A 20,724-nucleotide genomic window follows, 5' to 3' on the forward strand; every position below is an offset into this window, starting at 1 on the left:
TATCTCTCCTCAACGGCGGCTCTGGCGCTGCAGGCTCCAGGCCTCAGCAGCCAATAATTCTTCGTCATATTCGAGAATGCCCTGACGTCCGGTGAACTGGGCATTCTCCTGATTCGCCCGGTGCATCCGGGTGCGGGAAAAGGTCGCGCCGCGCAGGTCGGCCAGACGCAGGTCGGCACCGGTAAAATCGCTGTAGGTCAGGTCACAAAGTGTAAAACGCACACCGACAGCATTCACCTGCTGCAGGATACTTTGAAACAGGCGGCTCTTGCTGAAATCGGCCTGCTCAAGCGTGGCGCCGACAAAAATAGCCTGATCAAAGAGACTGCCACGACACTGCGCGCCGCGCAGATTCGCTTCCATAAACAGCGCCTGGGTTGCATTGACCTGATTTAACCGCGCGGTCTGTAACGACGCCCCTTTAAAATTGCACTGGGTAAGCTGCGCGCCGCTAAAATCCGCGCCGTCTAACTGGTTGTCGGTAAACTGGCAGCCGGTAAAGCCGTGCCGGGCGTAATCTTTCCCGCGCTGATCGCAGTCGAAAAAGACCACCCGTTCAAACTGACTGCCTTCAAGCACCGTTGTACGCAGATCAATGCCATAAAAGGTGGTCAGCAGAAAACGGCACCCGGCAAAGCGGGCATGAGCCAGCGGTGATTCAAAAAAGACGCTGCGTTCAGGTGTTGCCCGATCAAAGTGACTGTCTGCCAGCGCACAGTGCATAAATTGTACGGTCTGTAGCGAGCAGCCCGTAAAATAGCTACCCGTCAGCGTGCAGTGGTTGAAGATACATCCATCAAGCGGCGTTTCCTCCACCCGCAGGTTTGCCATTTCGCACTGATTAAACACCGTCTGGGTTAACCGGGCTCCCCGCAGGTTTACTCCGTTTAGCGCACATTCGGTGAACGCCGTTTCATGTAAATTGGCCCCTTGCAGGTTCACGCCCTCCAGAGAGACCTCCTGAAAAATACCGCCGGAGAGATCGCAGCCCCGCAAATCCAGCCCGTCGAGGGAGATTTCGCTGACCGGCTCGCCGCCTTTCACCCGCTGTTGCAATTGTGCTGCGGTGAGCATCGTCATATCACTTCTCCATCGCGCTTCGGCAGCGTTTTGATGCGTTTCGTCCATGCCCCATCAAGGCGGGTGGTATCGCTGATGAACGCCTGCGAGAGATCGGCGCGAAAAAGATTCGCCCCGCTAAAATTGGCCCCGCCAAGCTGACTTTTTTGCAGCAACGCCCCCATCAGGTTGGCATCGGTGAAATCGGTATCGCGAAAATCGGTGCGCACAAACAGGCTTCCCATCAGGTTTGCCTGACCAAAGTGGCTGGCGCGGCAATCCGCTTCGCTGAGATCGCAATTCTCCAGCTTCGCCAGGGTGAATTGCGCGCCGGCGAGCGGCGTCTGACGCAGGTTGCACTGGATGAGCGAAGCCTGGCGGAAGTCGGCGCCCGCTAAGGTACTTTCGGCCGCTATCGCGGTAGCGATTAAAGTGGCCCCGGCAAAACTCACCTGTTCCGCCTGAGTCTGGACAAAGGAGCAGCTATCCAGCCGCGCGTCGCTAAACACTGCGGCCACCAGCACCGATTGCATAAACGCGCATTTATGCAGCCGCGCACCGTGAAAATCGGGTTCTGCCAGGGTGAGTTCCATGAAGATGCAGCCGTCCAGCGAGGCGTGGTGGAAACGGCAGCGGCTCAGCCCGGTTTCGCGTAACAGCAGTCCATCCAGGCTGGCGTTATCGAAGATGCACGCCTCGAATAAGGCATTTTGTGTCTGCGTCTCTTTAAAGCGTGCACCGCTAAAATCGCTCTCCTGACACTGAGCAAGCGCCAGGCTTGCCCCGGTAAAATCACATCGTTGTAATGAGGCGTGCCCAAATTGCGTACGGGCAAGCATCGCCCCGGCAAAACAGGCGTCATCCAGTTTGCTGTTGCGGAAATCAGCACATTCCAGCAGCGCCTTTGTGAAATTAGCACCACTGAGATCCATACCGGAAAAGTCAGCGCCGGTGAGATCCATACCGCTAAAATCGCCCCCTTGCGCGAATGTGCGCCCGGCGCGCTGGCGGATGATCTGTGCAAGGTCACCCGTCAGGCGTACGGCGGGAGGTTGTTGGGCCACAGCCGCCAGATACATCTGATGCAGCGCCTCGCTCGCCTGCTCGCGCTTTTTCTCACTCATCAGGTCGCTGTTGCGGTGGAGCATTTCCTGCATCCGATGCAGTGATTCCGGCCCGCGCGGCATTTGGTCATCCCTGTGCGGATATTTTGCTTCCATTTCGCGTTTGCGCTGCTCCGCATCGGCCTGTATCTGCTGCGCCTGACGCTCCATTTTTTCCATAAACTCAGGCAATTCATCGAGGGCAGGCATCTCAGGCTCTTCGATGTTGCCGAGCAGGTCGCCAATGTCGCTCCCGTTTGCTTCCAGCCTTTCCCGGTACTGTTCACGCAGCAGCTTTTCGCGATTCTTTATGTTGTCGCGCATCGGGCTCGGCGTCTGCTGCACCTCACTGTCAAGCCACGGGCCGATAAGCGATTCCGGCAGCAGATCCTTTTCGCGAAACGCGAACAACGCCCCTTTTTCTTTATCCAGGCGCTGGCTGAGGACTTTGCGATAGTGGTTGAGCGAACGCCCGGCACCGTTTTTTTCGAGCGCGGGCATTAAGTGCAAAACATCCGCCGCGTCGTCTTCATTAATGCGGATATGCCCCTGCCAGATAAGTACCATCTGCTCCAGATGCGGGAAAAACCAGACGGTGGTTGCGCGCAGGGTTATCTCTTCAAACAGGGTCTCTTCCTGGCGCAACCGGCTGATAAAGCAGCGCGCATGCCAGGGTGGCAAGGTGCCTTCCTGCACAGGTTTTTGCGGGTGCATGTTCCAGATACGCCACGACGCCTGTTCCGGCAGGGTGTCTCTGTCCCACCACTGATCGGGGCTGGCGGCATTAAACACCGTCCAGTCGATGTCGCGGGCAAAGCCGGGAAAATCGTTCTGCAACCAACCGGCGTCATAGTTTTTGCCCATCCGGCGAAAGCGGCGCGGCCAGGTGAGATCAAGCGGCCCAAAGCTCGCAGGCTCCGGCCTCTGTTTTGGCGAGGTCATGCGCCCGTGGAGGGGCTCAATGTTCGGCAGGCGGTGGAGGCTTTGTCCCTGATGATTTTCCGGGCAAAACCCCACCCCATGCGGGTTTTCTTCACAGCCTGCACCACCCCAGGCGCGCGTCCAGTCCAGACGCATGTCGCCAAAAGGCTGCGGTGGGGTCATTTTGCTGCCCGACCAGAAACGGTCGCCAAACACCACCAGTGATTTACTGAGATTGTCGATATCCACCCGCGTCATCACCGCCGTTTTTTCCTGCTGGTGGTGAGTATAGGCATAGCCGGTGGCCAGGAATTCTGCACGGGTTTTCGGCATCGCCATATCAATAACGCCACCGCTGGTTTGCAGTTCACTGGCGGCAAGCTGCCAGAGCTCCATCTCCGGACGCAGTGTTGGGGCCTCCCCCATATCGGTCAGCGCCATCACCGACACGCCAAGATGGTTTTTACCCTGCCAGCGGAAAGGGCGATGGAGCACGCTCAGGCGCAAAGGTTTAATAATCTTCATCCGTAATACCTTATTCGCCTAAGATGAGTGGCCGATCGTATAACGCAATTCTTTTCGGGTCTTTGGGGTCATATTTGATGGTGGTGCCATTACCGGCTTTAAAGCGTTCTCTCTCTTCAAAGCTCATAGATGTATAGAAGCTTGCCTGTACTTCCTGCCCCTCACGGGTTTTAAAGTTCACCGTCAGTAAATAGACAGGGTTTTCTGCATCCCACATCCCCGTTTGCCTGGCGAAAATAATATCCGCATTGGCACCAATACCGGTTTTAAGTACTGATGCTTGCCTAAAGGAGTCTTTAATATAAACAATAAGGTTATCGCGCAAGCTAAGGTAGATAATATAAAAGACGGCTGAAAATATCCCAATGGGCAGCAGATACCAGTAAGTGTCAAAAAATTCCATTAATTTGGACCTTTCGTGTATACGCAGAGTTATTTCCAGAATAAACGCAGCCAGAAAAGCTTAGTCAAACACGTTCATTACTGCAATCCGTGGCAGTTTGTCATCACTGTATTTTACCGTCAGGGTTAACCCTTTTTTCAGTTTATGAATATCATTGGGTTTAACAGCGGCCCTGGCACGGTATTTCTTTCTCTTTTTAGCGAAATCCGCAAAGAAATAGCATTCGTAAAGATAATACTCGCCACGCTTCGTACCGGTACGCTGCCAGGACTCCAGAGGAACATGAATGGTTTTCCCGGCCCATTCTTCGCGTGATACCCAGTCGCGCAATAACCGCGCTTGTACCCCAAACTGCTTAAAAAAAACAACGGCAGACCACAGTCCCGCAAGGGTGATAATCAAACCAGAAATAAAGAAAGGGTCACTCATGACATTGATAAGAATGTTCATATGAACCCTTTTTAAAGTTAATTTGTGGGTAAGCCACGTAGCTAACCATAGCTTTTCCCACTATGACAATCAGCGACGCTTGAGAAGAGGGTTTGGAATATCCACAATAACTTTTTCGGGTTCTTTTCTTGAGTATCTTAAAGAAATGGTTTCACCGGGCTGGTATTTATTGATATTCATTACATCAATTACCGCATCAGCTTTACCACTGATTTTTTTACCCGTCTCAATCTCATAGTCAAAACTTACCGTGATGTTAATAAACCCGGAGTTCCCACCAGAGCGACTGGATACATCAGTGATAATCCCCGTAGTATTCACGCCATCCGCCGCTATCCCATCTTTGATCTTCTTATTTTTGGCATCCCTGATGAGCAAAGACACAATAACATAGGCAAAAAAAGCCAGGACGGCGAACACGATGACATCTGTAACATATCTCATATTTATCATCAATGCTCAGCTTGCATGCTCAGTACTGCCATTTTCTTTGGCGGAACACCTTGATATTTAATCACAATGGGCATCCCTTTTTTAAGCTGGGGGATTTCAGATACTTTTAGCGCGGCAGCCGCTTTATATTGTTTCACCCCACCCTCCAGATTTGCATCAAAGGTAACAATAAAGAAATAATCAAAATTATGCGTAGTGGAAGTCTGTTTCCACTCGCGCAATGTTGCCGTCGTCACCTCGCCCTGCCATTTATCTCTCGATAACCAGTACCTTATTTCTGTAACATCTTCTTTTTGCCCCTTCAATCCCTTAAGGCAGATAAAAATAAAAACCAGTATAACGCTCAACGCTATTAAATTTGAATGTTCTGATAAAAAACTCATACTTTCCCCTTTACATAAACATATGCAGAAACCCAATAGCGACATTCTGTATTGATGATTCTATTTTAGTTAAAGATCTTACTGTATTCATTGGAGCATGCACTACGCTGGTCAGGGAAGTAGAAATACTTAATGGCGTCCAGCTAAAACTTGTTCCATTTGTTGATGAGCTTAGCCCATTAAATGACAGTGAAGCTCCGTACACTGATAGATTTGAACCTTTACTGGTATAAAAGCTTTCGGGTGAATCTATTTCGACCTTCGTTTTACTTTCAATTCGGATGAGGTTTGGTGAGGAGATCTGTGTCGTTCCACTCTCAATTGTTTGAACCCAGTTGCCTTTGATTTTTTTCGTGACGTCGCCAGTGATTGTTTCCTCTTGCCCGCCAGCGCTGATTGTCAACTTTTCCCCTTTAGAGATAGTGACATTGCGGATACCATCCAAATTTGTAGTTTGATCACCAGTGATATTGCTTTCATCCCCACCGCTGACAATATCTAACTGTCGACCATTCTTGATGGTTGTTTTTTCTCCGTTGTTAAAGGTCGCGGTCTCAACATCATCCACCGTGGTCGTCCTTTTCTTCCGGTAGTAGAACGTGGCATCGCCCGTCACATCATCTTTCTGCTCTTTTTTGATCGTCGTTGTCCGGTTACCGTCGATATTGACCGTCTTATCATTCTCGACCGACACCATCATGTCTTTCTCGGAATGCATCTGCACCGATTCATTACCCGGACTGTCTTCAAAAAACAGGAAGCTGGCATTATCGACACTGCCATCCTTGCTGCGGGTCATAAAGCCCATCCGGGTGGCATCACCAGGCAGGTCCCACGGCGGCATACTGGCTTCGTTATAAACACGCCCGGTGATAATCGGCCTGTCCGGGTCACCGTTAATAAAGTCGACCACCACTTCATCACCAACACGCGGGATCTGCACGCCGCCAAAGCCTTGCCCTGCCCAGGCGCTGGAAACACGCACCCAGCAGGAGCTGGTATCGTCGCCTTTTGCCTGCCTGTCCCAGTGAAACTTCACTTTCACCCGGCCATAGCGATCGGTCCAGATACTCTCTCCCTGCGGACCGACGACTTTCGCGGTCTGTGGCCCATAGGTACGCGGCCAGGCCGTTTTTTGCGCCGGACGGTACGTGACAGAAGAAGGAATGACGGTGAAATCAATGCGGTGCATCGTTTGCGAGCTCCCGCCGCTGGCGTAGGCATTCTCTTCCAGCCAGTAGTTAGCTTCGGTGGTCAGGTATTCTGCGTTATCGCTGAAAAAGGGGGCGTTATAGAGGGTAAAGGTATGCCCAGGGGTGATGCCCAGCGCGGTGGCGCTGCCCTGTATCTGCTGGTGCTCAACCTGCCAACGTTCCTGATGAATGCGGGCATAGAATTCACCGTGTCCATGGTCAACAAAGCGCCCCGGCCAGTCATAAACGTTAATGCTGCCGGGCTCCGGCGAGTTTGGATTCTGGCGCGCCTGAAACAGCCAGGCATTCGGCTTACGGAAATCATAATCGTCCAGGCTGTAGATCCCCGGCGTCACGCTGTCCGTTAACGCCCACTGGCTGATCCCCTCTTCGTCGGTACTGCCGCCGGACGGTGTCACGTGATAAGGAATGGTTTCGTAACCGGCAAACGGCTGATGCTGGCTGGCGGCATCGGTCAACACCATGACGTGGCGCCCGGATTCGTGGCGGAAGAAGTAGCTGATGCCCTCCAGTTCCATCAGGCGGCTGATAAAGTCGAAGCTGCTCTCCTGATACTGTACGCAGTAATCCCAGACGCGGTAACTCTCGCTCAACTTGTCTTCAACGTTAACCTTGCTTTCAGAGAGTAGCGTTTTGACAATTTGCGGTACCGTCTGCCCCTGGAAAATACGCAGGTTACGGTCGCGCTGCATTGGCCATAAGTCGGATTCAACGCTGAGCTGATAGACCGCGTAGCGAGTGCCGGACAGCTCCACGGCGCTCACCGCCACACGGGTCACTTTGCCGTTAAAATAGCGCGGCGATGTCATATCCTGCGTCGGGACAGTCACAGTGACGGATTTGCCCAGCAACTGGCTGCGGTCTATGCGCGCATCGGTGCCCAGCAACGTCAGGCCAAGTGTATAAGGTTCTGACAGCGCTTCACGCCCTGACAGTTTCCAGAATAATAGCCCGTCTACGGGGAGCTGTACGGTAATACGATTGAGCATAAGGTTAATTCCGTTACAAAAATCATGAAGAACCAGGTGCAATCATTAAATTATCGTGCCCGAACGACAAATATAATCAACCAGCAGTCAGTGAGGATATTACAAAAACGGGCAATGGCGTCCGTTTTATCTATTCATTGATATCGAGAACGGGGGCCAGTCATTTCTTTTCAGAAAATTCCTGGCAATATGCAGTTTAGCGAAACAGCAATTAAACGAAATGGATCACCCTATGTGAACCTGCTGTTTTTGCCATCGCCTCATCGATATACTTCTGTTTTATTTCATCCGTGAGCGGTGTTTTTTCATGCGGCGGTTCAAACTGCTGCATGCTTTTCATCACAGCGTAAAAACCGCCGATAACCCTCTCACCTTGTGCTTTAATCTTCCAGCCATCAATATCCAAAATAATAGAAGCGCTCGTGCCGGTAATTTTCATTATCAGGTTACTTTGCCGTTCAAATATTCTGGCTAAGCCACACCCCGTGTTCCCCTGCTTTAGCGCAAAACAGCACGGTAAAGTGCAGCATGTTCTACTTCCCACGATGAAACTTAATACTCTGAATAATTTCCTGATATTGCTGCTGATGACGTTCGTTAAATTCCCCCGGACAGGTCGCCACATAGCTCACCAGTTTTTTTCCGGCAGGCGCTACGTCCAGTAAAATAATGGTCTGACGCTGGAAGATAACGCGATTATCATTTTTGAACTGATAGAAAAGCTCAACGGCCGGGTAGCCATCAACCGTCAACATTTGCGTCGACTCAAGATAAAAATCGGTCAGCGTATCTTTTAGTTCGCGAAGCGTTCTGGCGGCGACAGCATGTACTTTATCGTCGGCATTTGCACTGGCGCGAGACACGACAAACGTAAATTCATTGCCACCATCAACAGTGTGTGTAAATGCATTCATAGTTCGGTCTTTGGCTGTATAGGGCATTGCCACATTTATTTTATGCAACCGATACACTGCCGGAACGATATTGCGCACCGGCAGCGAAGAGATTACGGTTGCGGATTTACCAGCCAGGTACCGGCACTGGTGATATTTAACGTCTGGTGACGGGTCTGACCGTTACCCTGCAACACCAGCGCATACTGGCCCGGCTGCAGTTTCAGGGTCGCGAAACCATTGCTGGCCGGTGTTATCGACTGCGATTCCCCGTTGAGGGTCAGTTTTTCTCCCTCATTCATGCGCACATAGACCTGTGCAATCGCCGCAGGCGGCGTGGTTGCCGCGGGTTTATCCACCGCCACAGGCGCGGTTTGTGCCGGGGCAGTCGACGCCGTATCACGTGCTGGCGCTGCGGTGGTGGACGTAGCTGCTGGCGGCGTCGAAACCGGCGCACTGTTTTGCGCAGGCGGAGCGGCCGGTGTGGCTGGCGCGACGGGGGTATCGGCAGGCCCGGTGCTTGCCGTCTGATTCGCATTCTCCTGCGGCGCATTGCCCTGATGGAACAGCACGCCGCCGGCGATCAGGCCAACCAGCACCCCGGCCGCCACCAGGCCTGGCACTTTGTAACGCCGCCAGTCCAGGACACCAGGTTTGGTTTCAACCTCTTCAATGGGAACCAGCATGGTGCCCGGCTTTTTCACGTTCAGCACATCGTCGAGTCCGGCGACCGGCATTTCGATCAGCGCCGCAAATTCATCGATAGTTTGCGGACGGTCTTCCATTTTCAGCGCCAGCGCCTTGTCCACCGCCTGCAACAAGGACGGGGAGTAACCGGGCAGATGGCGATGGGCCAGCGGCTGATAACCATCCTGAATGCTGCGCACCACACTCACCGGCGGCGGTGAGCCCACGATCAGCGTATGGATTACGGCACCCAGAGCGTAGATATCTGTCCACGGTCCCTGCTCGCTTTCATTATCGTCAGTGTATTGCTCAATCGGCGCATAGCCTGGGCGCAGCATGGTTTCGGTCTCGTCGGAGACCGAGCCAATACTGCGGCGGGCAGAGCCGAAATCCAGCAGGACGGGCAGGCCGTTATCCTGAATCTGGATGTTATCCAGCGAGATATCGCGGTGCAGATAGCCTTCGTCGTGGATGGTTTTAATTGCCCCAAGCAGCATCGGCAGGGTGCGGCGGATCCACGCTTCGTTGATCATCTGCGGGTTCTTTTCGCGCAAGCGGGAGAGCGTGGTGCCGCTGTAAAAGACCGTCCCCATATAGGCGGTGTCGTTTTGCACCCAGAAACGCAACACGTGCAGCAAGTTCGGGTGATTAAAACGCGCCAGCAGACGCGCTTCCTGAATAAAGCTGTTCAGTCCGGCGGAAAAGGCCTTACCAAAGCGCTCGCTACGCAACACCAGCGTCATGTCGTCATTGCGTACCGCAAGCGTTGAGGGCATGAACTCTTTAATGGCTATAGTGCGTTCGAGCTGATGATCCCAGGCACGGTAGACAATGCCGAAACCGCCACCGCCAATCACCTCTTTGATTTCGAACTCATTAAAGCGGTATCCCGTCGGCAGTGCGTTCGGTACAGTCCGGTTGTTTTCGTGATCCGTCATAATGGAAAACTCTCTTGATAATGGCATTACGCCGCAAACTGACAGTGAAACTCGCCCTGTGCAAAGGTAACGTGTAAACGTCGGTACTTCTCGTCGCGCGCGCTGGCGTCAAGCAAAAGCTGACTCATTTGAGGCAACAGCGTATTGGTCAGAATCGCATCGACCATTCGGCCACCCGATTCAACCTCCGTACAGCGCTGGACGATTTGCGTGATGACGCTTTCATCCACCTCAGAGACAATGCCATGGTTCTCCTCAAGACGACGCTGAATGCGCTTGATTTGCAGACGCACGATCAACGCGAGCATCGCTTCGCTTAAGGGGTAATACGGCACCACCAGCAGACGGCCTAATAGCGCAGGGGGAAAAACTTTAAGTAACGGAGGACGCAGCGCATCACGCAGCGCGTCGGGATCCGGCAACAGTTCCGGGTCGGCGCACATACCGCTGATCAGTTCAGTCCCCACATTCGACGTCAGGATAATAATAGTGTTACGGAAATCGATATGTCGCCCTTCGCCATCTTCCATCCAGCCTTTATCAAATACCTGGAAGAAGATTTCATGGACATCCGGGTGCGCTTTTTCGATTTCATCAAGCAGCACCACGCTATACGGACGACGGCGCACCGCTTCGGTTAGCACGCCCCCTTCACCGTAACCCACATAGCCCGGAGGCGCGCCTTTCAGGGTAGAGACGGTATGCGCCTCCTGGAATTCACTCATATTAATGGTGATCACATTCTGTTCACCACCGTAAAGCGACTCCGCCAGCGCCAGTGCGGTTTCGGTTTTCCCGACACCAGAGGGACCGCACAACATAAACACGCCAACCGGTTTATTCGGATCATCCAGCCGCGCGCGGGAGGTGCGCACCCGGCGGGCTATGGCCTCCAGACCGTGGCGTTGACCAATGACCCGCTCATTGAGGGTATCCGCCAGTTTCAGTACCGCATCGATTTCATTTTTCACCATCCGGCCCAGCGGGATGCCGGTCCAGTCGGAGACCACCGCCGCAACGATATTGGCATCGACAGCGGCAAACAGCAGCGGCGCATCCCCCTGAACCTCGCGCAGCGCTTGCTGCTGCTGTTCCAGTTCATTGCGCAGCGCCGGGTGTTCCTCCTCCGCCGCCTGGCTGAGCGCACGACGCAGGCGGATAATTTCATCCACGTGCCCCTGCTCCTGCTGCCAGCGCCGTGTCAGGGCATCACGCATCTCACCAAGACGCTCGCGTTCGACCTGTAGCGTTGCCACGCGGCTTTCGTCACCGGCCGCCATTCGCGCCTCGCGCCCGGCGATCTCTATCTCCACATCCAGCCCGGCAATGCGGTGCAGGCAATCTTCCAGTTGCGGCGGCGGCGCGCTGAGGCTCACCGCGACACGCGCACAGGCGGTATCGAGCAGCGCCACGGCTTTATCGGGCAACTGGCGCGCCGGAATATAACGATGGGAGAGCTTCACCGCCGCGACCACCGCTTCATCTAACAGCAGCACCCGATGGTGTGTTTCCAGCGCTGAGACGGTGCTGCGCAGCATCAGTACCGCTTTTTCTTCATCCGGCTCGGCCACTTGTACCGTCTGGAAGCGACGGGTCAGCGCCGGGTCTTTTTCGATGTATTTTTTGTACTCAGCCCAGGTCGTTGCGCCAATGGTACGCAACTGGCCGCGCGCCAACGCCGGTTTGAGCAGGTTAGCGGCATCGCCCGTTCCTTGCTGCCCACCCGCGCCAATCAGGGTGTGGATCTCATCAATAAACAGCATGATCGGCACAGGGCTGGACTGCACTTCGTTGATCAACGCCTGCAGACGGGCCTCAAACTCCCCTTTCATGCTCGCGCCGGCCTGCAACATGCCGATATCCAGCAACCACAACTGCACATCACGCAGCGGTTCCGGCACATCGCCTGCGGCAATGCGCAGCGCCAGCCCTTCCACCACCGCCGTTTTACCAACCCCGGCTTCACCGGTGAGCAGCGGGTTGTTCTGGCGGCGGCGCATCAGGATATCCACCATCTGGCGGATCTCCTCATCGCGCCCGACCACCGGGTCGATTTTGCCGTCCCGCGCCCGTGCGGTGAGATCCTGCCCGTACTGCGCAAGGCTCCCCTGACGTGCGGGTGCGGCGGCTGCGTTTTCCGGCACAGCAACAGACTGCGCGGCTTCTTTGCTGTCGGCAAAAATGGCGTCAAAATCATCGAGCAACGCGTCAACGCGCACCCGTTCAAACTGCGACGAGATACCTTTTAAGACCGTTGCCAGGCTCCAGGTTTTTAATAAGCCAATCAGCAGGTGGCCGCCGCGAATGCGGTTTACGCCAAATTTCAGCGAACCGTAGACCCAGGCGCGTTCGACCGCGTTATCAATATGCTCAGACAGATCGGAGACGGAGCTTGCACCGCGCGGCAGACTATCCAGCGCGTGGACGATATCCTTCGTTAAGGCTTCCTCGCTCAATGAAAAATGACGAATCACCTGCTGAAGATCGCCCTGGTCTTGTTGCATTAACGCATGCAGCCAGTGAACCAGTTCCACATACGGATTACCGCGCAGTTTGCAAAAGGCGGTGGCGCTTTCCAGCGAGGAAAATAACAGCGTATCCAGTTTGCCGAAGAGCACGGCACGGCTAATTTCTGACATGATCGATTCCGTGAATGTAAGAGATAACGCCTGGGAGACGGTGAGGGATCACCGCTCCGGACTGAAAACCAAATCACCGCGAGCAAGCGGCTGCGGCTGCATACCCAGCCAGGCGCTGTAGCCCAGGCGCCCTGAGCCGCCCAGCGCCGCGCCGTTCACATCCTGACTCTGTAACAACACGCGCAGGGACCATTGATACTCAATGCCGAGATACTGACGAACCCAGTCGCGAAGCCGGGTTACCCAGGCCTCTCCGGGCAAAAAATGGCGGTAGGTTTCAGCATCCAGCGGCCCCAGCTCGATGCGAAAGTTATGGGCGACATCGCGTACCGCCGCCCCCAGAAAGGCCGATTCCCCCAGACGCGGCGCACGACGCCCGCCCTGTAACCGCGCCCTTTCTCGCTCACCCAGAGGCATCCATTGTGGAACATTCGCCACCACCTTCACCGGCACGTTGAAGTAGGCACGCAGGATCTTCTCCAGCCCTTCCGGGTCACGGCCATTACGCGTTAAATGTCCGGCCAGGGCGAAACGGGCATGCGGGCTAAGAGACCCCTTTTCCAGTTGCCCCGGTTGCCCCATGCCGATAAGCGAAGCGATATACCGCTCGAAGCGTTTGTTGTCCGGGCGATCCAGTGAAACCGTCGGTTGCGCATCGGCCCAGGCGCGATAAAACAACAGCGTCAGGCGGTGATGAAACAGGTCGGCAAACGCCGTCAGGCTCTCATCCTGATGGTGATCCAGCCGCTCGCGCGCATACTCTGTCAGGTGCAGCGGCAGTGGCCCGTTCGGCCCGAACAGACCAAAACTTAAAATCGACACATCATACAGAGATGACTGATCGCGCTGACGCACCTCTGCCAGGGTCGAAGGGGCAAAACCGAGCGACGGTTTCTGACCAATACGCAGAGGTTCAAAGCGCGGCAGCGGCGCGCGACCCAGCGGATAACGCTCGCCGCCCTGGGCATCAACACGGCGCAACAGGGTGAACAGGTCGTAACGCCAGGGGGCCGCCATCACGTTCTGCCAGAACGACGGCGGCATGGCGGTTGCCCGCGTCACGGGCGAAAGACGGGTCAGCGTTTCGCTCATATCAGTGCCCTTTTGCCCATCCGCGGTGGCCAGTAGCCCACTTCGCCGCGCTGCTGGCTGTAGAGCGTGAACTCGGTAAAGCTGTTCATCGCCACCAGCCGGGCAAAGACACGCTCCAGTACACTCCCGAACAGCCACGGGCTAAAACCGGAAAACGCCTGTTCGTCCACCGTCAGCGAGATACTCACGCCACGGGCAAAGACAATCGGCCCCGGCTCAGGTACCCGGCGGTGTACCGGCTGCAACACGCATTTGCGCACGCCGTCAATCTGTCTGGCCACCGGAGCTTCCGCCAGCCGGGTGTAAAGGCCCAGTAATTGGCGAAGCGCCGCCGCCCCTTGCCCTTCTTCGCCGTCCATCAGGCTCAGGTAATTCATCTGTAGCTGGCTCACCAGTTGCCAGGTACTGAACCCTTCCGCCAGCGCCGGACGCGGTGGCGTTGGCCCTTTGCGCAGATGCGGATTTTTAACCGGCAGTGAGTCCGGCAGCACAAATTTGCCCATCTCCTGCTGGAGCATCAGCGGCAGGTCGCGACTGGTACAGAGCACTTCGGCGGTGATGTAACGCAGATCATCGCGCCAGGGCGCGTGCTGTTCATCCACCAGCGAGGCAAACACCTCCGAGCCGATATACCCGGTACGCGTACCGTAGCGCTGGGCATGTTCGGACAGGCCGCGCTGTTCGCGGCGCAGTGAAAAGTAGGCGCCGTAGTTGCCGTTATCCTGGCTCTGGCTGCGCCAGAACGGACGAAACTCTTGATCATCACGCTGCCCGTCAACGCTGGCATGAATCCGGGTAACGGCGTAAATCTCGTAATCCATCGGACGAATGTTATCGACCACCAGATGGTATTCGTGCTGGCTGTCGCTCAGTTTTTGCCGTTCCGCCACTTTGGCGAACAGGTTCACCACCGGGGTGCAGTGCAGCGCCAGATGGTTTTTATCCACCACACGCTCAAGCTGGTCATCGGCTTTATCCAGCAGGATGATGATGTCAAAGGTGGTGGCATCACCGCTCTGCGCCAGCAGTGGACGCAGCCCTTTCAGGCTGAAAAAGAGGAAGCGCGACGGAAAAGCAAAATACTCTTGTAGCAGACGGTAACCGTCAAAGTTACGCAAGTCGTCCGGCAACAGCGCCTGGTCGGACTCGAACCCTTCCTGACGTAGTGCGTCTTCCGGCAGAACCAGCGGCGCGGTTGAGGTACCGGGAATCAGCGCCAGCGCCCCGACCTGGTGCGCCATCAGCAGCTCCAGCAGTTGCAGTGCCTGCATATCCGGGCCACTTAAAAAGAACTCCACGCGGTCAAAATCAAGGTGTGAGAGTTTCACCGGTCCGTCACAGCGCAGCCGGATCCGCAGTGCGCTGACCGCCCCGCTCTGGCCGAGCCCAATACGCAGCAGCGGCAGGTCGGCGGGTACGCCGCCCAGTTCGACGGCGCTAATGCTCAGCGGCAGTAACGTCACATCATGTGCGGTGGTATAACTGCAGGTGACGCCATTTTTCTTGAGCGTCTGGCTGTCCATCATGGTGCCGCGCGGCACCACAAAGCCTTTACTTAAATCGCCTTTTGCCGGGTCAGGTTGCAGTTCGGCAATCGCCATTGACGGGGTGGGCGCAAGGTAGTTTGGCGCGATCATCTCCAGCAGACGCTGAGAGAACCGGGGAAATTCGGCGTCCATCTTGAGCTGCACGCGGGAGGTCAAAAAGGCGAACCCTTCCATCAGACGCTCGACATACGGGTCGGCAACGTCCATGCCCTGCATTCCCAGCCGCCCCGCCACTTTCGGATAGCGGCCCGCAAACTCCTGACCCATTTCCCGCAGCCAGGCCAGTTCGCGGTTGTAATACTCGAGTAATTTACTCTCCACGCTTACCCCACATCTTTTAACTCGAAATGGCCATTTTCCAGGTCGACATCGGTGCGAAACAAAAAGGATAACGGATACGGCACGCACCACAGGCGGCCTTTGATTTCAATCGACAAGACGTTGTGCAGATCCAGCGACTTTGTATCGGAGATGCAGCGCACCATCAGCCCCTGAGGCAAAATACGCGGTTCGAAATGCAAAATCGCGTCGGTAAGCTTGCGCTGGATATCCTGCCATTCAATGTCGGACATGCGCTGACCGGCCAGTGGCGCCACGCCAAAATTGGCGACCGAGCGGCGCACGTGACTCAATTTTGAGAGATCGTTTTGCGCCTCGTTATTGATGGTGTTGAACAGCCACTGCAGGTCACGCAGTACGTGGCGACGCAGCGCATTGTGCGAGACCAGATTGCTGTTGAGCGGCTCCTGCTTTTTGTCCGGCGCGTCATCGGTCAGGCGGTCCAGCAATGACGGCTGCATTTTGTCGCGCGCCCCCGGCGACTCTTTGCCGGTTCTGGCGCGCCAGCCGCTACGCAGCAGATCGCGGTCGTCCTGAGGCTGACTACTCATGCGCATCGCCTTTCGCAAAACGCAGGCTGGCTAAATCGAGCAGCGGAAATTCCGCCGTATCGTTAAGCCACACTTTTTGGCCGCGCCCCAGGTAATGGGGCTCCTCGCCTGGCAGCGGCTGCCACTCGGTGGTGCGTGAGAGCAAGAAGCGGTCTTCAACCTGATTGTCCAGCGGATAGCGCGCCGGGATCTGGCACACCTGCTCGCTGCCGTCATGCAGACGAATGCGGGTGTGTCGCCAGACCAGGTCGATGACGCTCGCCGGGGCTTGAAACTCCATCTCTTCAATCGCGCTGAACGGCAGCCAGAAGTAGCGTCCGTTGACGATGGCCTCGCAGACCGGGCCAAAGCGGCAGTCGCCATCCATCAGCCAGTCGAAGCTGTGGGTGGTGCCATCCTGTAAGGTCAGTTCGCCGGGGATGGCCTCGGCCTGTTCCAGCGCCCCAATGCGATGTGAGCAGGCTTCGGTAGCGGAGAGATCGAGGGCGGCAACCATTGCCGCCAGCCACGGCCATTGTTTGTCCGGCATCGCAGGACGCGCCCGTCCTGCCATCACTTCTGCGCGCTGACGTTCACCATTGATGGTCTGTTCAAGCAGGGTGATGGTCGGCTGCGCCTGTGGCGTCAGCGCCAGCCAGCTTTTGAGCTGTGCCAGGGCGCGTGGCCAGTTGCCCTCAAGGCAGAGCATTTGCGTAAAGGCCGCACGCAGGTCGGCATCGGTGGGCTGCGTGCGAATGCGGTTTTCCAGTTGCCCCAGACTCTCCCGGAGGGATTCTCCCGCGAGTTGTTGCTCTAGTGTGTTCATCACCGCTCCTCTGTGTAAAACGAATGAAATTGTGGTTTTTTGCGCTCAGCGCATACCCTCGTACCGTAGCCCCGGTGGCGCGATCGGTCCCCTCTTGAGGATTAGGGGGAAAACTAGTGCACAGCCTTATACGTACCGACCGCCGGGTCGCGCAGTTGCGGACGCAGAGAGTCAATCAGCAAAATGTTGAGGGTCGTACCGGGAGCGAACCACGGGGTCCAGACCTTACGCACCTCGTCAAGCCGTGCCTGCAGCCGGGCCTGATCGTTGACCAGCTCGCGAGAAACTTCGACGGCGACGGTGCCGTTCGCCTGCCAGCCGCTCAGGGAAGGCACATAAGGCAGGATCATCCAGCTCTGAGCGAGACTGCCTTCGCTGGCCACCATTCGCTCGTTGTTCACTGTGGTTATCAACAGACGGTCGGCGTCCGCACTCTCGCTCAGACCGCTTACCGGGAAACCGTGGACAAAGGTCATGGTGGTTTTACGCTCAATGCCATTGGTGATTTGGCTAACATCACTGCGACCATTAAGCCAGCCGCCCTTCTCACATTTGCCGTCGTCTTTGGCCGGGATAAACAGCGCCGGACTGCTGCTATCACCCTGCCAGAATGTCCGCAGATGGCAGCCATCCTGGAGAGTAAACTCCTGCCACGGCGTACGGTTCGCCGCCGGGGAGTTATCTTCCGGGCGACCTTCCGGCAGTTGTAAGCCACTGGCGGTATTGGTCGCAGGCGGCGTACTTGTCGCCGCAGCCGCCGGAGTGACAACCGGCGCCCAGTCTTTCGCTTTGCTTGCGGTCCCCTGGGCCAGCGTGTTGTTTTGCGCATCGGTCAATTTCCAGCGCACCAGCGCCAGCGTGCCGCACTGGTTCTCGAGCAGCGCGCCCAGACGCGGCATAAAACTGTCGAGCACGGTGACTTTTTTATCGCCATTCGCCACGATACGCAGCGGTAATTCCCGCGCACACCAGCTTTTCGGCGAGTTATCCGCGATGTCGTCGATCCAGATATCCAGTTTTTGTGTAGGAGACTGCACGATACGGTAGTTTTCAGCCTGAGCGCCAAAACAGACCGCGAACAGCGCCAGCCCCGGAAGCCAAAGTTTCATAAAATTCCTTGTAAGCCTGTATCAATCACGAAGAGGGAAAAACTGCGACGCCTGCGCCAGCGAGTGCAGAAGCGTGGTGTCCTGTGGAGCACCGACCCATACCGCTACGGCGCTGTAATTGTCCTGCTGATCATGACTTTCCACGTTGGTGCGCAGCAGTATCTGATTCATTAATGTCAGCCATTCATGGGGTGTATTGACCATATGCAGGGACTGTTTCATCTGCTCTTCGCTCACCCCGTGCCAGAAACCGTCGGTGCAGAGCAAAAACACATCGCCATCTTCAATCGGTACCACATCGCTGTAGCTGGCTTCGCGCTCATCGTCACCCAGCCCTAACGCGAAATAGAGCAGGTTGCTGTTAATACCCTCGGTCTGGTGTCCGGCGTCTTTCATCTGCTGTACCAGGCTGTGATCGGTGGTGACGTGGTACAGCCACCCGCGGCGAAACAGGTAAAGTCGGCTGTCTCCCGCATGTACCCAGTAGGCAAGATGGTAATCACGGTCAATAAACAGACTCACCATGGTGGTGCCCATACGCTGAAACTGCTCAGCCGCTTTTTGTTCGGTGCGAATGGCGTTGTTGGCTTCGTTGATATACTCGCGAATGTATTGCGCATTCAGATGCTGGTCGCCATCGAAGCGGGTGATGATGGCATTGCGGGCGAGCTCGGCCGCCACATCGCCGCCGGGAAGCCCGGCAATACCGTCGCATACCACGAAACATGCGGCGCGCTCGCCAATGCTTTCACCGGTTTGATCCTGGTTACTCGCACGCGCGCCCTGTCGGGACATTGAGGCGGTGCTGATATTCATTGTTGTTCTTCCGATGCGCTTTGTGAATCTTTGTACTGGTTTACTTCCATGTCGTAGGCGTGCAGGAACGCCTCGCCAAACAGCGTGTGGAAGTCGTCATCGATTTCACCGGCCGTTTCAGCGTAAGAACGCACAAAATAGTCCCACAGCGCCGCTTTACGATTGGAGAGCATGCCAAGACGCGCAGTGGCGCCGTCGCGTTTAGCGTCCTCTTCCAGCAGTTCCGGGTTAAAGGATTGCAGCATAGCGGCGATAATGGCGCGAATGCCGGAGATCATCCCTAACTGGTGGGCCTGTAAGTCGATCAACGCATCGCGCACCGACTTTTTCGGCGGCATAAAGCCGGGCATACGGGTACCGAACATCTGCATCAACACGGTTTTGCCGGAAGGCAGCAATTTAAACGGGTTGTTGGCGTCATCAAGCACCATTGTCATGTCCGCTTTTACCCCACGTTTAAGGATTGAGCGTGATGACAACAGCGCCACTGTCCCTTGCGAAAACATGCTCAGCATCTGTCCGAGCTGACGCATGTTTTCCCGATCAAACTGCGGCGTGGGCTGCATATCACTGAGTCCCATCCCTTCAAGCAGCGCATCCAGCAGTTCGCCTTTAAGGACATCACCGCTGCTCTCACCGCTGCTGGTCGTTGCAGATTGCGCGCTTTCGCTCTGTACCGGGTCAATACGCAAGCGGCCTTTTGGCGTCTGGGCGGCGGCACGCTGTACGGTTTGCGGCGTGGGTAACGTGATGGGGACATATTCCGGCATCTCGCTGTTGGCTTCCGGCGCCACGGGTTCCGGCGCAACAAACAGCGGCTGCACATCCTCTGGCTCGGTGTGCGGCACGATATCGTCATGCGGCACCACCGGTTCAGGCTGCGGCGGGACAGGTGCCTGCCAGGCCGGTTCCGCTTTCTTCGGCTCAGACGGGGCAACATCATCTACATGACTTAGCGGCACGGCGCCGCTGAGTAGCCCCAGCGGGTCGTCATCACGTGCCTGTTGCGTGCTCGCCCCGGCACCGCCAAAGAGAGCTAACGGATCCAGTTCATCCGGCGCGGGTGCGTCCTGTTTAGCCGTGGGTTCTACAGGCGGCACCAGCGTTGACGGCGTGACATCGGCGAAAATGCTGTCGTTTTTAAACAGCGGTTCGTCGTTAAACAGCTTGTCCGTGTCGATGGTACGCGGCGCGGCAGCGGATTCGTTTTTACTCAATAAGGCCAGCGGGTCTTCCGGGTTGCGTTCCGGCTCTTTCGGCGCGGCAAACGGATTGAGCGCCTGGGGCTCTGGTTTCGCACGGTTACTGGAGATGCTGTCGGAGATGGAAAACTCCTGCATCAGACTGTCCCAGATCTCCGTTGGCACGGCGGTGGTGGCGTTCTCTTTTTTCTCCACCGGGGCCGGATCGGGCGTAAGTCCTGCCTGCACATTCGCCGCCATACGGCTGACCGGCTGGGTGTCCAGGATCAAATCGGTCACTTCAATGCGGTATTCGTCAATATCCAGGATATCGCCATCCTGCAGTTCAACCTGGCGGCCCCGCTCCAGCGGAATGTCGTTGAGTACGACTCGGGTCACATTGCCACGGTTAGTAATGCGGCATTCACCGTTCCCGGCGATATGTACGATCGCCTGCAGGCGCGAAATGGCGCGCTCATTGTCCGGCAGCACCAGGTTATTGTCCGTTCCGCGTCCAATGGTGCCTCCCGGCGGATAGAAATCGCAGCGGCTTTGCGGAGGTTGATGGCCGGGTTTATTGGTAACTATTGTGAATCGCATAGCGTATTCCTGCTGGAGTTATTAGCG

The 20,724-nt window shown here is 55.9% G+C and carries 18 protein-coding genes; all 18 read right to left on the reverse strand.

What is annotated here, in order from left to right; translation table 11 throughout:
• Positions 1–9 precede the first annotated feature (9 nt).
• The gene (locus tag ABU190_RS07180) at positions 10–1,080 is read right to left on the reverse strand and encodes a pentapeptide repeat-containing protein (RefSeq protein WP_354690873.1); all 1,071 of its coding nucleotides are present in this window, start codon (positions 1,078–1,080) and stop codon (positions 10–12) included.
• Positions 1,077–3,608 (reverse strand): DUF2169 domain-containing protein, encoded by a 2,532-nt coding sequence (locus ABU190_RS07185; protein ID WP_354690874.1) that lies wholly within the window; start codon positions 3,606–3,608, stop codon positions 1,077–1,079. The genes ABU190_RS07180 and ABU190_RS07185 overlap by 4 nt, the downstream gene beginning before the upstream one ends.
• A gap of 10 nt (positions 3,609–3,618) precedes the next feature.
• Positions 3,619–4,011, reverse strand: a complete 393-nt coding sequence (locus tag ABU190_RS07190; protein WP_354690875.1) for a DUF3592 domain-containing protein — start codon at positions 4,009–4,011, stop codon at positions 3,619–3,621.
• A 60-nt stretch (positions 4,012–4,071) separates the two neighbouring features.
• Positions 4,072–4,461, reverse strand: coding sequence for a hypothetical protein (locus ABU190_RS07195; protein WP_354690876.1), 390 nt, complete (start codon positions 4,459–4,461; stop codon positions 4,072–4,074).
• 69 nt (positions 4,462–4,530) lie between these two features.
• Positions 4,531–4,881, reverse strand: coding sequence for a DUF3592 domain-containing protein (locus tag ABU190_RS07200; RefSeq protein WP_296439259.1), 351 nt, complete (start codon positions 4,879–4,881; stop codon positions 4,531–4,533).
• Between the two features lie 32 nt (positions 4,882–4,913).
• The gene (locus tag ABU190_RS07205; RefSeq protein ID WP_354690877.1) at positions 4,914–5,297 is read right to left on the reverse strand and encodes a hypothetical protein; all 384 of its coding nucleotides are present in this window, start codon (positions 5,295–5,297) and stop codon (positions 4,914–4,916) included.
• Positions 5,298–5,307: 10 nt separating this feature from the next.
• Positions 5,308–7,500 carry a type VI secretion system tip protein TssI/VgrG gene (gene tssI / locus ABU190_RS07210; RefSeq protein ID WP_354690878.1) on the reverse strand — a complete coding sequence of 731 codons (2,193 nt, stop codon included), beginning with the start codon at positions 7,498–7,500 and terminating at the stop codon, positions 5,308–5,310.
• Between the two features lie 211 nt (positions 7,501–7,711).
• A complete protein-coding gene (locus ABU190_RS07215) occupies positions 7,712–7,939 on the reverse strand; it encodes a hypothetical protein (RefSeq protein ID WP_354690879.1) in 228 nt (75 codons plus the stop codon).
• 94 nt (positions 7,940–8,033) lie between these two features.
• Positions 8,034–8,441, reverse strand: a complete 408-nt coding sequence (locus tag ABU190_RS07220; RefSeq protein ID WP_354690880.1) for a DcrB-related protein — start codon at positions 8,439–8,441, stop codon at positions 8,034–8,036.
• Positions 8,442–8,506: 65 nt separating this feature from the next.
• Positions 8,507–10,018 (reverse strand): serine/threonine-protein kinase, encoded by a 1,512-nt coding sequence (locus ABU190_RS07225; protein ID WP_354690881.1) that lies wholly within the window; start codon positions 10,016–10,018, stop codon positions 8,507–8,509.
• Positions 10,019–10,044: 26 nt separating this feature from the next.
• Entirely contained in the window at positions 10,045–12,657 is a 2,613-nt protein-coding gene (gene tssH, locus ABU190_RS07230; RefSeq protein WP_354690882.1) for a type VI secretion system ATPase TssH, read from the reverse strand.
• Between the two features lie 48 nt (positions 12,658–12,705).
• Positions 12,706–13,749 carry a type VI secretion system baseplate subunit TssG gene (gene tssG / locus ABU190_RS07235; protein WP_039079474.1) on the reverse strand — a complete coding sequence of 348 codons (1,044 nt, stop codon included), beginning with the start codon at positions 13,747–13,749 and terminating at the stop codon, positions 12,706–12,708.
• On the reverse strand, positions 13,746–15,617 hold the full coding sequence (gene tssF, locus ABU190_RS07240) for a type VI secretion system baseplate subunit TssF (RefSeq protein WP_039079475.1): 1,872 nt from the start codon (positions 15,615–15,617) through the stop codon (positions 13,746–13,748). Before tssF ends, tssG begins: the two co-directional genes overlap by 4 nt.
• 2 nt (positions 15,618–15,619) lie before the next feature.
• Positions 15,620–16,186, reverse strand: a complete 567-nt coding sequence (tssE, locus tag ABU190_RS07245; protein ID WP_071195232.1) for a type VI secretion system baseplate subunit TssE — start codon at positions 16,184–16,186, stop codon at positions 15,620–15,622.
• Positions 16,179–16,991, reverse strand: coding sequence for a type VI secretion system accessory protein TagJ (locus ABU190_RS07250; RefSeq protein ID WP_039079477.1), 813 nt, complete (start codon positions 16,989–16,991; stop codon positions 16,179–16,181). The genes tssE and ABU190_RS07250 overlap by 8 nt, the downstream gene beginning before the upstream one ends.
• Before the next feature lie 113 nt (positions 16,992–17,104).
• The gene (locus ABU190_RS07255) at positions 17,105–18,100 is read right to left on the reverse strand and encodes a hypothetical protein (RefSeq protein ID WP_354690883.1); all 996 of its coding nucleotides are present in this window, start codon (positions 18,098–18,100) and stop codon (positions 17,105–17,107) included.
• 21 nt (positions 18,101–18,121) lie between these two features.
• Positions 18,122–18,916 (reverse strand): protein phosphatase 2C domain-containing protein, encoded by a 795-nt coding sequence (locus ABU190_RS07260; protein ID WP_039079479.1) that lies wholly within the window; start codon positions 18,914–18,916, stop codon positions 18,122–18,124.
• On the reverse strand, positions 18,913–20,697 hold the full coding sequence (tagH, locus tag ABU190_RS07265) for a type VI secretion system-associated FHA domain protein TagH (protein WP_071195230.1): 1,785 nt from the start codon (positions 20,695–20,697) through the stop codon (positions 18,913–18,915). The genes ABU190_RS07260 and tagH overlap by 4 nt, the downstream gene beginning before the upstream one ends.
• Positions 20,698–20,724: the final 27 nt, after the last annotated feature.

It is taken from the genome of Phytobacter sp. RSE-02, assembly GCF_040578655.1.
GTDB lineage: Bacteria > Pseudomonadota > Gammaproteobacteria > Enterobacterales > Enterobacteriaceae > Phytobacter > Phytobacter diazotrophicus.